Origin of the sequence: Nocardiopsis sp. JB363, assembly GCF_900143625.1 — a bacterium.
Classification (GTDB): domain Bacteria; phylum Actinomycetota; class Actinomycetes; order Streptosporangiales; family Streptosporangiaceae; genus Nocardiopsis.
Map to the genome: position 1 here is coordinate 51084 of NZ_FRFF01000049.1, position 13587 is coordinate 64670.

Below are 13587 nucleotides of genomic sequence, written 5' to 3' on the forward strand. Positions count from 1 at the left end.
CTACATGCGGAAGACACCGAAGGCGTCGGTGCCGGCGACGGGCGCGTTGTGCGCGAAGGACAGGCACAGTCCCAGGACGGTGCGGGTGTCGCGGGGGTCGATGACACCGTCGTCGTAGACCCGTCCGGACAGGAACATCGGCAGGGATTCGGCCTCGATCTGGTTCTCGACCATCTCCCGCATGGCGCGATCCTGTTCGTCGTCGTAGGGCTGCCCCTTCTTGGCGGCCGAGGCCCGCGAGACGATGGAGATGACCTCGGCGAGCTGTCCGGGGCCCATCACCGCCGAGCGGGCGCTGGGCCAGGCGAAGAGGAAGCGCGGGTCGTAGGCGCGGCCGCACATGCCGTAGTGCCCGGCCCCGAAGGAGGCGCCGATGAGCACCGAGAAGTGCGGGACGGTGCTGTTGGAGACGGCGTTGATCATCATCGAGCCGTGCTTGATGATGCCGCCCTGCTCGTACTCGGCTCCGACCATGTATCCGGTGGTGTTGTGCAGGAAGATCAGCGGGGTGTCGGAGCGGTTGGCCAGCTGGATGAACTGGGCGGCCTTCTGTGATTCCTCGCTGAACAGCACACCGTTCTCGTTGGCCAGGACGCCGACGGGGTAGCCGTGCAGGCGTGCCCAGCCGGTGACCAGTCCGGCCCCGTAGGAGGGTTTGAACTCGTCGAACTCGGAGCCGTCGACGACGCGGGCGATGACCTCGCGGGGGTCGACGGGGACCTTGAGGTCGGGCGGCATGACGCCCAGGAGTTCCTCGGCCGGGTGCAGGGGTTCGGGTGCGGTGGCGCTCGGGGCGGGACCGGCCTTGGTGTGGTTGAGGCGGGCGACGATGCGCCGCCCGATCCGGATGGCGTCGTGTTCGTCCTCGGCCAGGTGGTCGGCGAGCCCGGACACCTCGGCGTGCATGCGCGCCCCGCCCAGGGACTCGTCGTCGCTCTCCTCACCGGTGGCGGCCTTGACCAGCGGCGGCCCGCCCAGGAACACCTTGGCCCGGTCGCGCACCATGACGACGTGGTCGCTCATGCCGGGGACGTAGGCGCCGCCGGCGGTGGAGTTGCCGAATACCAGGGCGATGGTGGGGATACCGGCCCTGGACAACTGTGTGAGGTGGCGGAAGGTGCCGCCGCCGGGAATGAAGATCTCCTTCTGGGTGGGCAGGTCGGCGCCGCCCGACTCCACCAGGCTGATCATCGGCATCCGGTTGCGTTCGGCGATCTCGCCGGCGCGCACGGACTTCTTCAGGGACCAGGGGTTGGTGGAGCCGCCCCGCACGGTGGGGTCGTTGGCGACGATCACGCACTCCACCCCGGAGACCACGCCGACGCCGGTGACCACGCTCGCGCCCACGTGGAAGTCGCTTCCCCAGGCGGCGAGGGTGGACAGTTCCAGGAAGGGGCTGCCCTCGTCGAGGAGGAGTTCGACGCGTTCGCGGGCGAGGAGGCCGCCGCGGGAGCGATGCCGTTCGACGTAGCGTTCACCACCGCCGGCCAGGGCCTTGGCGTGTTCGGCGTCGATCTCGGCGAGCCTGCCGAGCATGCCCTCCCTCGCCTCGGCGTAGGCCGGGCCACGGGTGTCGAGTCCGGTGGTCAGAACGCTCACGGGTTCTCCTCGCTCTCGGCGGTCGGGGGGTGTTGCAGCAGGGACACCGGAACGGGGAACCGGCGCGCGCGCAGCCACTCGCCGAGCCCCTTGGCCTGGGGATCCAGGCCCTCGCGGCGGGCGGTTCCGGGTGCGAGCAGTCCCTCGATCCAGAAGTCGACGGCGCGCAGGTTCGGCAACGGGTGGCGGGTGACGGACAGCTCCGCGGTCTCGGGCAGCAGCTCGCGCAGGACGTCCACGGTGAGGGTGTGGGCGAGCCAGCGCCAGCCCTCGTCACTGGTGGCCCACACGCCCAGGTTGGCGTTGGCTCCCTTGTCCCCGCTGCGGGCGCCCAGCACCAGGCCGAGGGGGACGGTCCGGGTGGGGCCGCCGGGCGGCGACGCGGGCGGGTCCGGTTCCGGTACGGGGGCGAGTCGGCGGGTGCGTTCGGGCGGTGCCACCGACTCGCGGTCACCGTCGGGGGTGATCACGGTGTGCTCGATCTCCGTGGCGGGGACCAGGGCGTGTGTGGCGGCGACCCCGTCGGGGCGGGCGTCGCGCGGTGGCGCGGTGATGTGGAACCCGGCGTAGCTGCCCAGGGCCAGCTCGACGGCCGCCGCACCGAAGCGGCGACCGACGACGGCCGGGTCCTCGTCGCGGGCGATGACCTTGAGGCGTGCGGTCGCGGCGTCCTGGGTGCGGCCGTGGGGATCGGCGGCGGGGGTGAACTCCACACGCAGCTCCGCGGGCGCGCGGTGGGCCAGGGCGGCGCGCAGCTGCCGTTCGACCCGCGCGGCCTTGGCCTCGGCGTCCAGTCCGGTGATGAGGAACTCGACCTCGTTGCGGAAGCCGGTGAGCTCGGTCAGTCCGACCTTGACGTCGGGCGGGGGGTCCTCCCCCACGACCCCGTCGTAGCGGACCCGGTCCGGGCCCTCCCGCACGAGTCGGACGGTGTCGAGCCGGGTGGTGACGTCGGGTCCGGCGTAGCGGGCGCCGTCGATCTCGTAGACCAGCTGGGCGGTGACGGTGCCCACGGTGACCGCGCCCCCGGAACCGGCGTGCTTGGTGATGACACCGGTTCCATCGGCGGAGATCTCCGCGATGGGGAACCCGGGGTGGTCCAGGTCGCGTCCGGCGAGCTCGGCGGGCAGCGCGTAGTTGCCGCCGGTGGCCTGGGTGCCGCACTCGATGACGTGTCCGGCCACGGTCGCGCCGGCCAGGGCGTCGACGTCCTCGCGGGTCCAACCGAAGTGGGAGATGGCCGGGCCCACCACGAGGGAGGCGTCGGTGACGCGCCCGGTGACGACGATGTCGGCGCCCAGGTCCAGGCAGCGGGCGATGCCGAACGCGCCGAGGTAGGCGTTGGCGGTGAGCGGGCGGCCGAGGCCGAGTTCCTCGATGCGGTGCAGGACGTCGTCGCCGGTGACACAGGCGATCCTGGGTTCGAAGCCCAGGGCGTCGGCGAGTTCGGTGAGTTTGTCGGCCAACCCGCGGGGGTTGAGCCCACCGGCATTGGTGACGACCCGGACGCGACGCTCCATGATCAGCCCCAGACTCTCCTTCATCTGTTTGAGGAAGGTCCGGGCGTACCCACGGGTGGGGTCGGTCAGTTGGTCGCGGCCCAGGATGGCCATGGTGAGTTCGGCCAGGTAGTCACCGGTGAGAACGTCCACCGTGCCCTCGGTGAGCATCTCGTGCACCGCACCGAGACGGTCTCCGTAGAACCCGGAGGCATTGCCGACCCGCAGGGAGGGGGCTGCTGTAGCGGTCATGGAAAAGAGAGTGACACCGGACACAGAAAAAAACAAGCATCGGTGATTGTTTCTGGTTCGTCCCGTTCAGGACAGCTATCCGACGAAATGGCCGGAACCGGCCGCGATCATTCCGTTACGGAGGGCGTCCTTCGGGAGAAAGGGCCGGTATTTTGACGCGGGTGAGCACCTCCCCGGAAGACACCAAGGACACCACCCCCACCACCGAAACCACCGACGACACCGCCGGCGACACCACTGACGACAGCGCCGCGAAGAACCCCGTCGAGAGCGACGCGGGCGAGGCCTTCGTCTCCGGCACCCCCGAACCGCGGCCGGGCGGACTGTTCGGACCCGAGACCTTCAGCGTGGCCGGACTCCTGCTGCTGGTCACCACCCTGCTGTCCACCGAACTGGTCGCCATCTTCAACCAGCACACCCTCACCGGCGCGCAGGGCACCCTGAGCGCGGCGGTCCAGGGGCAGCTGACCGGCGCCGGCCTGTTCGCCGCCCTGGCCGTGGTGAGCGCGGCCGTGGCACTGCTGCGCACCACTCCCATCACCCGCCCGTGGGCGCGCCACCTCGCCGCGGCCACGGTCATCGTCGGTCTGCTGCTGGTCCTGCTGACCGTGACCTCGTACGTACTGCTGTCCCCCTGATCCCCCGTCCCCGGGCCGGAGGTCCCCCTCCGGCCCCTCTCGGCGACGCCGCTCCCGCCCGGACACCCGGATCCCTAGGGCGACCAGGCGATTCTTAGGCACTGCTTACGCACACCCACAGGTACGTTGGCCGCGTGAGTACCACACCGGAAGACAACACAGCATCCGAGAACACCACGACCGGGACGGACGAGTCCGGCCGGCCGAACTTCGAACCGGCCGGGGCCACCGCCGAGACCGCCGAGGGAACTCCCCACGAGACGGCCGAGGGAGACGAACACGAGCAGGATGAGGCCGTGGACGCCGACGGCACGGAGCCCGCCGTCGGGGCGAGGTCCGATGCTCGTCCCGGGGGCGTCTTCTCGGCGGAGACCTTCGCCATCACCGGCCTGGTCCTGCTCGCCGTGACCGTCATGTCGGGGCAGCTCCTGGAGATGCTCGTCAGCATGATCATGGTGGGCGGCCAGCCCGTGGCGCCCGAGCAGGTCAGCCAGATCGAACTCCAGCTGATGATGGGCGGCGCGGTGGCCCTGCTCTCCGTGCTCGCCGCGGGCCTGGCGCTGGCGCTGACCAACCCGGGTACCCGTTCCTGGGCCAAGTGGGGCGCGGCCGCCACCGTCATCGTGGGGCTGCTGTTCGTGGCCGTCGCGGCGGTGGCCTTCTACATGGTCCCCGAGGCGGCCGAGCAGATGATGCCGCCGATCATGGAGTGACCACCCGATCCGCCGGGGCCCGTCCTGGGCCCCGGCCGGGTTTCGGCACGGGAAAAGCAGTTGCGCACCGCCTCGGGCCCCGGATAGAACGGGGCATCGCCCACACCACGGATGGGCACGAACACCGAGAGGAGGGATAAGCCATGGTTTCCACGACCACCGCGCTCATGTCCCCCCGGGCGGCGGCCGACCGCTGACCGACTCCGGGGGCGAGCGCCCACACCGGAGAGAACCGTGACTTCCCTGATTCTGCGTCCGCTCACCGGACGCGCCGAACTGCCCCTCTTCAACCGGCTCCCCTACGACCTCAACGGGGAGCTCGCCGAGGACCTCGACGCCGGCCGCCGGCGTCCCGAACACCTGTGGGTCGCCCTGCGCGGCGACCGTCTCCTCGCCCGGCTCGCCTGGTGGAGCGACGGGCCCGCGGCGAACCTGCTCGACGTGTTCGACGTGGCCGACGACGTCGACCGCGTGGACGTGGGCGTGCGGCTGCTGCGCACCGCCATGGCCCGGGTCCTGCCGGAGGGTTCCACCCCGCCCGACCACATCCGCTACGTCCCACCTGACTGGCGCACCGACCAGGTGTCCGGCCGGGTCGCGCGGGACGTGTCCGCGGCGCTGGAACGCACCGGCGCGCGGCTGTTCGTGGAACGTCTACGCCTGGAGTGGCGACCCGGCACCCCGTTGCCCGAACGGGACGAACGGCTGCGCTTTCGACCTCCGCACGACACCGAGGAGCTCTTGGGCCTGATGACCCGCGTGCTGGAGGGCACTCTGGACGCCCACAGCACCGAGGACCTGGCCCGGATGTCGCCCCGGGACGCGGCCACCGCCCACTTCGAGCGTGAGATGGCCCGCTACGTCAGCCCCCGTGACTGGTGGCGGGTGGCCACCCTGCCCGACGGCTCACCGGTGGGGTTCGTGACCCCGGGCCGCAACCACTACAACGCCGTCACCGGCTACCTCGCCGTGTTGCCGGAGCATCGAGGTCGGGGCCACATCCACGGGCTCCTCGCCGAGAGCACCCGTTTCCTGGCCGGCCAGGGCGTGCCGAGGATCCGGGCCGCCACCGACCTGGACAACACTCCCATGGCGGCGGCCTTCCATCGCGCCGGGTACCTCACCCTCGCGCACGTGCTCAACTCCACCTGGGGGTGACGCGGCGGGCGCCGGACTCCGGCGCCCGCCCCACCCCTCCGCCCCTGGTTCGGGCCGGCTCAGGCGACGCGGTCGATGACCAACGGCCTCGGGGTCCACTCGTCGGCGCCACCGATGTCGCAGGCCCCCTCCAAGGCCTCCGCCGCCCACGCGAAGCGTTCGGTCTCGTCGGTGTGCAGGGTGAACAGCGGTTCGCCCGCGACGACCTCCTCGCCCGGCTTGGCGTGCAGGGTCACGCCGGCGCCGAAGGACACCGCGTCCTCCTTGCGCGCCCGTCCCGCGCCCAGCCGCCAAGCGGCCAGGCCGACCTGGTAGGCGTCCAGACGGGTGACCGTGCCCGTGGCCGGGGCGAGCACCACACGGCTCTCGGCGGCCTCGGGCAGGGGCGCGTCCGGATCACCGCCCTGAGCCCGGATCAGGTTCTTCCAGGACTCCAGGGCGCTGCCGTCGCGCAGCGCCTCCGCCGGGTCCTTGACCCCGTTCTCGCCCGGGGTGAGACCGGCGGCGGCGAGCATCTCCCGGGCCAGGGCCACGGTCAGCTCGACCACGTCGGCCGGTCCACCGCCGGAGAGCACCTCCACGGCCTCGGCGACCTCCAGGGCGTTGCCGACCTGGCGGCCCAGCGGGCTCTCCATGTCGGTCAGCAGCGCCACGGTGCGCACCCCGTGGTCGTTGCCGATGTCCACCATGGTGCGGGCCAGCTCGGTGGCGGCGGTCAGGTCCTTCATGAACGCGCCCGAGCCCACCTTGACGTCGAGCACCAGCGATCCGGTACCCTCCGCCAGCTTCTTGCTCATGATGGAGGCCGAGATGAGCGGGATGGACTCGACGGTGCCGGTGACGTCGCGCAGGGCGTAGAGCTTGCGGTCGGCGGGTGCCAGTCCGGCACCGGCCGCGCAGATCACCCCGCCGGTGTCGACGATGACCCGGCGCATCTCCTCGGTGGACAGCGACGCCTGCCACCCCGGGATCGACTCCAGCTTGTCGAGGGTGCCGCCGGTGTGACCGAGCCCGCGCCCGGACAGCTGGGGCACGGCCGCCCCGCAGGCCGCCACGGTGGGCGTCAACGGCAGGGTGATCTTGTCGCCCACCCCACCGGTGGAGTGCTTGTCGGTGGTGGGTCGGGCCAGGTCGGAGAAGTCCAGGCGTTCCCCCGAGTCCAACATGGCCTCGGTCCAGCGGGCCACCTCGGCGCGGTTCATTCCCTTGAGGAAGATCGCCATGGCCAACGCCGACATCTGTTCCTCGGCGATCTCGCCACGGGTGTAGGCCCCGATCACCCAGTCGATCTGTTCGGGGGCGAGCTCTCCCCCGTCACGCTTGGCACGGATGATCTCGATGACGTCCATGTCATGTCCCTTCCATGGCTGTCCTCCGACGGAGAACGTGGCTGAAACGACGTCTCCCCGACCACGCGGGGCGGGGCCGGGGAGACGCCTGGTGATCGACTGATCAGGTGAGGTTGTGCGGTCCGAACGCCTGGGGCAGCACCCGTTCCATGGGGAGGATCCCCTCGGGGGTGTCCAGGAGCATCTCGGGACCGCCGTGTTCGTACAGCAGCTGGCGGCAGCGCCCGCACGGCATCAGGGCCTCGCCCCGGCCGTCCACGCAGGCGAAGGCGACCAGCCGGCCGCCCCCGGTGGCGTGCAGGGCGCTGACGAGCCCGCACTCGGCGCACAGGCCCACGCCGTAGGAGGCGTTCTCCACGTTGCAGCCGCTCACGACCCGGCCGTCGTCGACCAGCGCCGCCGCACCCACCGGGTACTTCGAGTAGGGCGCGTAGGCACGGCCCATGGCCTCCCGGGCGGTCTCTCTCAGGGCCGCCCAGTCCACCGTCGTCTCGGATGCGCTCATGACCGGCTCGCCCTCCATTGTTTACCGACCCCGGCGGGTGCCCGTAGCCGTTGCGAGGCCAGGGACAGCACCAGCAGGGTGGCGATGTGCGGGCTGTAGGTGGCCAACTCGCGCGGCAGCGAGTCGGTACTGAAGTACCACAGCAACAGCACGACCGCCGTGAGGAACCCGGTGATGGCGATGCCCTTGCGGTCCTTGCGCACCTGCCAGACGGCCACCACCAGCAGCACCACGGCCAAGAGCAACAGCAGGGCGTGGATGGCCGCGCCACCGCCGCGCACCTGGAGGGCGTCGGTGTAGCCGAACAGGCCCGCGCCCATCGCCAGGCCGCCCGGGCGCCAGTTACCGAAGATCATCGCGGCCAGACCGATGTAGCCGCGGCCGCCGGTCTGCCCCTCCTGGTAGATCTGCGAGGCGACGATCGCCAGGAACACGCCGCCCATGCCGGCCAGGCCACCGGAGACGACCACGGCGATGTACTTGAGGGTGTACACCGGCACACCGAGGGACTCGGCGGCGTCGGGGTTCTCGCCCACCGACCGCAGCCGCAGCCCGAAGGTGGTCTTCCACAGCACCAGGTAGGTGATCGGGATCAGCAGGATGGCGATGAGGGTGAGCGCGGACATGCGGGTGGTGAGTCCGATGACCAGCGACGCCAGGTCGCTGACCAGGAAGATCCCGCTCTGGGCTACGGGGGCGAGGACCTCGGGCAACCAGGGCACGTTCAGCGTCGGGAACGACGGCGCCACCGGGGACTGGGCCGCGCCCGCGCCCGGGATGTCGGAGTAGACCAGGATCGACATGTAGCGCATGGCGCCGAGGGCGAGGATGTTGATGGCCACACCGGACACGATGTGGTCCACGGCGAAGGTCACCGTGGCCACCGCGTGCATGAGACCGCCGAGCATGCCTCCCAGGGTTCCCGCGAGCAGACCGATCCACGGGTTGTCGAAGCTCCACGCGAAGTAGGCCCCGAACCAGGTCCCGAAGATCATCATGCCTTCGAGACCGATGTTGATGATGCCCGCGCGTTCGGCCCACAGACCACCCAGGGCGGCCAGACCGATCGGGACCGCGAAGGTCAGCGTGGTGCGGACGGTGCCCGCGTCGGTCAGCATGTCCTGGCCGGTGATGACCCGCAGGCCCGCCAGGGACACGAAGACCGCCATCAACAGGGTGAGGACGCGCCAGCGCGCCCACCCCTTGGGTCGGCGTTTGGTCACCGACTCCATCACGTTGAGTTCCTGGCTCACTGTGTCTCCCCACCGCTCTTGTCGTCGGTGCCGTCTTCCTCGGAGCGGCCGGGGGCGCCGTCGGCACCCGCGTCGGAACCGTGCTCCGGGCCGTGGGACACGGCCGCGGGCTCCGGTGTGGTCTCGGTCGTCCGACCGAGTTGCCTACCGATCTGCTGTTGCTGGTAGCGACGGCCCCAGCGGTGGACCACCTCGTAGACCACGACGACCGTGAGGACGATGGTGGCCTGCGCGATGACCGCGATCTCCTGGGGGATGCCGTCGAAGGGCAGGATCCCCGCCGCCTGGTTCAGGAAGGCCCAGAACAGGGAGGCGAAGACGATGCCCACCGGGTGGTTGCGGCCCAGCAGCGCGATGGCGATACCGATGAAGCCGATCCCGGTCGGGAAGTCCAGCGCGTAGTAGTGGGAGCTGCCGAGCAACTGCGGCAGACCCACCAGCCCCGCGACCATGCCGGAGAAGAGCATGGACAGGAAGACCATCTTCTTGACGTCGACACCGCTGGCCTCGGCCGCCGTCATGGACTGGCCGGTGGCCCGCAGTTCGAAGCCGAACCGGGTGCGGTTGAGCATGATCCAGTAGGCGATGCCCACGGCCACGGCGAGGAAGAGCAGACCGAAGATCTCCCGCTCCGAGCCGAGGAAGGTCGCCGGGATGCCGGGGACCCAACCGGACTCGGGGATGGGCGGGGTGCCGATGTTGTTGGTGCTGATCTCGACCGCGAGGCGCCCCTCGGTCAACAGGTAGGCGGTGATGCCGGTGGCGATCGAGTTGAGCATGATCGTGGAGATCACCTCGGACACGCCACGGGAGACCTTGAGGTAACCGGCGATGCCCGCCCACACGCCACCGACCGCGACCGCGGTGACGATGACGACGAACTGGCTGATCACCGGCGGCAGGACCAGGTAACCGCCGACCGCGGCCGCCAGCAGCGCCGCCAGCCGGTACTGGCCGTCGACGCCGATGTTGAACAGCTTCATCTTGAAGCCGATCGCCACGGCCACGGCGGCCAGGTAGTAGGTGACGCCGTCGTTGATGATCTGCACCATGCTGTTGGGCCTGGTGCCGTATTCGAGCATCCGCTCGAAGGTGGCCAGCGGCGGGATGCCACTGAAGTACAGCACCGCGGCGGTCACACCGATGGCGAGGATCCCCGCGGCGAACACCGCGGCGAAGGACAGCGCCAACATGGTGGACAACCGGTGGAACAGCACGAACGCCAGCGCCGATCCGATGGCGCCGCCGATCAGGGCTGCGGCCCACTCCTGGAGTTGCAGGTCCAGCAGCCAGGCGGACAGCAGGCCGGTCACCACGGCCAGGAGCAGCGCCGTGGGCACCACCAGGGTGTTGTGGAGGGCGGTCCCCTCCTCCTTGGCGCCGTCGGCCCCCGATCTGCTCTCCTCGGGTACCAGCGGGGCGGACCAGGCCACGAAGCCGAAGGCCACCACCACGCCGATGATGAGCGCCACCCACCACAGCAGCGCCAGGTCGAGCCCCACGGTGACCCCGGTACCCAGGACCACCGCGATCGCGGCGGCCACGGGTCCGGACATGGTCGTGTCGGGGCGGGGAAGCTTACTCATGCGCCGCCCTCGTTCTCTTCCGCGTCGGTGACGTCGCTCGCACCGGACTCACTTTCCTGGTCGCCCTCCAGACCGGCGCCGGTCATGGCGGAACCGAGCTGCTCGGGGGTGACGTTGGTCGGGTCGGCCTCGGCCACCAGACGGCCGCGCAGGATGACGTGCAGCGTGTCGGACATACCGATCAGCTCGTCCAGGTCCGCGGAGACCAGTAGCACGGCCAGACCTTCGGCCCGGGCCTCGCGCAGCTGCTCCCAGATCGCGTTCTGAGCACCCACGTCCACGCCCCGGGTGGGATGCGCGGCCACCAGGAAGCACGGTGTCCCGCTCATCTCCCGGCCGATGATGAACTTCTGCTGGTTGCCACCGGAGAGCGCGTCGGCGATGACGTCGATGCCGGGGGTGCGCACGTCGTACTCGGCGACGATGCGCTCGGAGTCCTGTCTGGCCCCCGCCCGGTCGATCCAGGGCCCGCGCACGCTGGGTTCGCGGGTCTGGTGGCCCAGAACGCGGTTCTCCCACAGCGGGGACTCCAGCAGCACACCGTGGCGGTGCCGGTCCTCGGGGATGTAGCCGACGCCCGCCTCTCGGATGCGCAGTGTGGACCACGAGGTGACGTCGTGCTCCTCCAGGCGGATGTGGCCGGAGGAGACCCGACGCATGCCCATGATGGCCTCGATGAGCTCCGACTGGCCGTTGCCCTCCACACCGGCGATGCCGACGATCTCGCCCTTGTGGATGTCCACGCTGACGTCGTCGACCACGTTGCGACCGTCGTTGGAGGTGACGGTGACCCCGTCCAGGGACAGGATCACGTGGTCGGTGACGGTGGACTCGCGCAGCTCGGGGACGGGCAGTTCGCCACCGACCATCAGTGTGGCCAGCTCCCGCGCAGTGGTGGTGCGCGGGTCCGCGGTGGCGACGGTGGTGCCGCGTCGGATGACGGTGATCTCGTCGGCGACCGACAGGACCTCGTCGAGCTTGTGCGAGATGAAGATGACGGTCAGGCCCTCGCGCTTGAGTTCGCGCAGGTTGTCGAAGAGTTCGTCGACCTCCTGCGGGACCAGGACCGCGGTGGGCTCGTCCAGGATGATGGTCTCGGCGCCTCGGTAGAGGACCTTGAGGATCTCCACACGCTGGCGGTCACCGACGCCCAGGTCCTCCATCAGGCGATCGGGGTCCACCCCGAGGCCGTACTGGGTGGACAGGGCACGGATCTGCACACGCGCCTTGTTGCCGATGCCGTGGCGGCGTTCGGCGCCCAGGACCACGTTCTCCAGGACGGTGAGGTTGTCGGCGAGCATGAAGTGCTGGTGCACCATGCCGATGCCGGTCTTGATCGCGTCGGAGGGCGAGTGGAACCGCACCTCTCGACCCTTGACGTGGATGGTGCCCTCGTCCGGCTTGTGCATGCCGTACAGGGTCTTCATCAGCGTGGACTTGCCCGCACCGTTCTCGCCGACGATGGCGTGCACGGTACCGGGAGCCACGGTGATGTCGATGTCGTGGTTGGCCACGACGCCGGGAAAACGCTTGGTGATCCCGCGCAGCTCAACGGCGGCGGGTCCATTCGACCCGCCGCCCGATGGCGTGCTGCTCATCAGACTCCTCTTGGGGAACTTGCGGCGAGGCGTGGGCGGGCCGGGATCGGCCACGTCCGGACACCTTCGTCGCGGTACGGCTACCGGGCGGAGCCGAAGGGGCGCAGGGCCCCCTTCGGCTCCGTTCCTCGTGACCGATGGGCCACGGCGCGGGCCCGGTGCCCGCTCGGTGATGGGTTCCGTGCCCGTTTACGGCTCGGTGGGAACCTCGATGTCACCGGCGATGATCTGTTCCTTGAGCTCGTCGAGCTCCTCCTGGATCGGAGCGATCGCCTCCTCGTTGGAGGTGGTGTAGTCGACGCCGCCCTGCTCGAGGTCGAAGCGCTGGATACCGCCCTCGACGTTGTCCTCGGTGGCGGCGCTGATGAGATCGAAGACCGAGACGTCGACCTGCTTGATGGCGGAGGTCAGCACGTAAGGCTTCTGCTCGTCCTCGGCGCTCTCGTACTGGTCGCTGTCCACACCGATGAAGGTGAAGTCGTTGTCGACGGCCGATTCCAGGACACCGTTGCCGGAGGCGCCGGCGGCGTGGTAGATGACGTCCGCGCCGCGGTCGTACTGAGCCTGGGCGACCTCGCGGCCACGCGCCGGATCCCCGAAACCACTGTCGTCTGGTGGCTGGCTCAGGTAGTCGATCTCGACGTCGATGTCCTCGGTCACGTGCTCGGCCCCGGCGGTGAAGCCGGCCTCGAACTTACGGATCAGTGGAACTTCAACACCTCCGACGAAGCCGACGTGGTCCTCCTCGGTGGTCAGCGCCGCGGCGGCACCGGCCAGGAAGGAGGCCTGCTCCTCGGCGAAGACCAGACTGGTGACGTTGTCGATCCCGTCGACCTCGGAGTCCACGATGGCGAAGTGGACCTCCGGGTACTCGGGCGCGATCGCCTGGATGGCGGAGTCGTAGGCGTACCCGACGGCGATGACGACGTCGTAGCCCTCCTCGGCCATGGTGGCCAGGCGCTCTTCCTTGGCGGAGTCCGGCTCGCCGTCGGCCGGCTCGAAGTCCTGGGTCTCCACGCCCAGTTCCTCGGCCGCCTGCTCCAGACCGCGGAACGCGGAGTCGTTGAAGGAACGGTCGCCGCGACCACCGACGTCGTAGGCCAGGCCCACGCGTACTTCGGAGGCCTCGTCCCCGCCGTCGGCACCGCCGTTGTCGCCGTCTTCGACCGCGCTGTCGCACGCGGTGAGTGCCAGCATGCCCGCCGCGGCCGCGGCGGCGAACTTGGCTGCGTTACTACGCTTCACTTGGGTAACTCTCCCCTTCGCCCTCTCAGCGGTGCCGCATTCCGCGCGGGACCGGCCTGAGTTCTGCTGCCGGACAATATCCCGTGACGGAAAGTACACCTAACCCACGGCCTGAGTTGTTATGAAGGCGAGAGCCAAGTGACACGGGGCCTTACTCGGAAGTTACCAAGAGCACACCGGGATCGGCCCGCC

At 70.0% G+C, this 13587-nt stretch carries 11 protein-coding genes; 3 read left to right on the forward strand and 8 right to left on the reverse strand.

The features are described 5' to 3' along the window. Positions 1–1599 (reverse strand): acyl-CoA carboxylase subunit beta, encoded by a 1599-nt coding sequence (locus BQ8420_RS08045; RefSeq protein WP_087097194.1) that lies wholly within the window; start codon positions 1597–1599, stop codon positions 1–3. Then, on the reverse strand, positions 1596–3350 hold the full coding sequence (locus BQ8420_RS08050; protein WP_087097243.1) for an acyclic terpene utilization AtuA family protein: 1755 nt from the start codon (positions 3348–3350) through the stop codon (positions 1596–1598). Before BQ8420_RS08050 ends, BQ8420_RS08045 begins: the two co-directional genes overlap by 4 nt. 161 nt (positions 3351–3511) lie before the next feature. Here BQ8420_RS08050 and BQ8420_RS08055 point away from each other — a divergent pair, with 161 nt between their 5' ends. The 3 genes from BQ8420_RS08055 to BQ8420_RS08065 all read left to right on the forward strand — a co-directional run bounded on the left by BQ8420_RS08055 (position 3512) and on the right by BQ8420_RS08065 (position 5859). Next, on the forward strand, positions 3512–3988 hold the full coding sequence (locus BQ8420_RS08055; RefSeq protein ID WP_087097195.1) for a hypothetical protein: 477 nt from the start codon (positions 3512–3514) through the stop codon (positions 3986–3988). Positions 3989–4122: 134 nt separating this feature from the next. Then, positions 4123–4701 carry a hypothetical protein gene (locus tag BQ8420_RS08060; protein ID WP_200815853.1) on the forward strand — a complete coding sequence of 193 codons (579 nt, stop codon included), beginning with the start codon at positions 4123–4125 and terminating at the stop codon, positions 4699–4701. 234 nt (positions 4702–4935) lie between these two features. Next, entirely contained in the window at positions 4936–5859 is a 924-nt protein-coding gene (locus BQ8420_RS08065; protein ID WP_235005999.1) for a GNAT family N-acetyltransferase, read from the forward strand. 59 nt (positions 5860–5918) lie between these two features. On the opposite strand, the gene BQ8420_RS08070 is transcribed toward BQ8420_RS08065, so the two are convergent. From BQ8420_RS08070 to BQ8420_RS08095, 6 genes are all read right to left on the reverse strand, one after another. Then, positions 5919–7208, reverse strand: a complete 1290-nt coding sequence (locus BQ8420_RS08070; RefSeq protein WP_087097197.1) for a thymidine phosphorylase — start codon at positions 7206–7208, stop codon at positions 5919–5921. Positions 7209–7311: 103 nt separating this feature from the next. Next, positions 7312–7731, reverse strand: coding sequence for a cytidine deaminase (locus BQ8420_RS08075; RefSeq protein WP_087097198.1), 420 nt, complete (start codon positions 7729–7731; stop codon positions 7312–7314). Further along, the gene (locus BQ8420_RS08080; RefSeq protein ID WP_087097199.1) at positions 7710–8966 is read right to left on the reverse strand and encodes an ABC transporter permease; all 1257 of its coding nucleotides are present in this window, start codon (positions 8964–8966) and stop codon (positions 7710–7712) included. Before BQ8420_RS08080 ends, BQ8420_RS08075 begins: the two co-directional genes overlap by 22 nt. Continuing rightward, the gene (locus tag BQ8420_RS08085) at positions 8963–10552 is read right to left on the reverse strand and encodes an ABC transporter permease (protein WP_087097200.1); all 1590 of its coding nucleotides are present in this window, start codon (positions 10550–10552) and stop codon (positions 8963–8965) included. The genes BQ8420_RS08080 and BQ8420_RS08085 overlap by 4 nt, the downstream gene beginning before the upstream one ends. Then, positions 10549–12150: an ABC transporter ATP-binding protein gene (locus tag BQ8420_RS08090; RefSeq protein WP_087097201.1), complete on the reverse strand. Its 1602-nt coding sequence runs from the start codon at positions 12148–12150 to the stop codon at positions 10549–10551. Before BQ8420_RS08090 ends, BQ8420_RS08085 begins: the two co-directional genes overlap by 4 nt. Positions 12151–12339: 189 nt before the next feature. Beyond that, entirely contained in the window at positions 12340–13395 is a 1056-nt protein-coding gene (locus tag BQ8420_RS08095) for a BMP family protein (protein WP_087097202.1), read from the reverse strand. Positions 13396–13587: the final 192 nt, after the last annotated feature.

Coding starts and splice junctions, on each gene's coding strand:
- BQ8420_RS08050 (WP_087097243.1), bottom strand. CDS start 3,350: ATGACCGCTACAGCAGCCCCCTCCCTGCGGGTCGGCAATGCCTCCGGG.
- BQ8420_RS08070 (WP_087097197.1), bottom strand. CDS start 7,208: ATGGACGTCATCGAGATCATCCGTGCCAAGCGTGACGGGGGAGAGCTC.
- BQ8420_RS08075 (WP_087097198.1), bottom strand. CDS start 7,731: ATGGAGGGCGAGCCGGTCATGAGCGCATCCGAGACGACGGTGGACTGG.
- BQ8420_RS08085 (WP_087097200.1), bottom strand. CDS start 10,552: ATGAGTAAGCTTCCCCGCCCCGACACGACCATGTCCGGACCCGTGGCC.
- BQ8420_RS08090 (WP_087097201.1), bottom strand. CDS start 12,150: ATGAGCAGCACGCCATCGGGCGGCGGGTCGAATGGACCCGCCGCCGTT.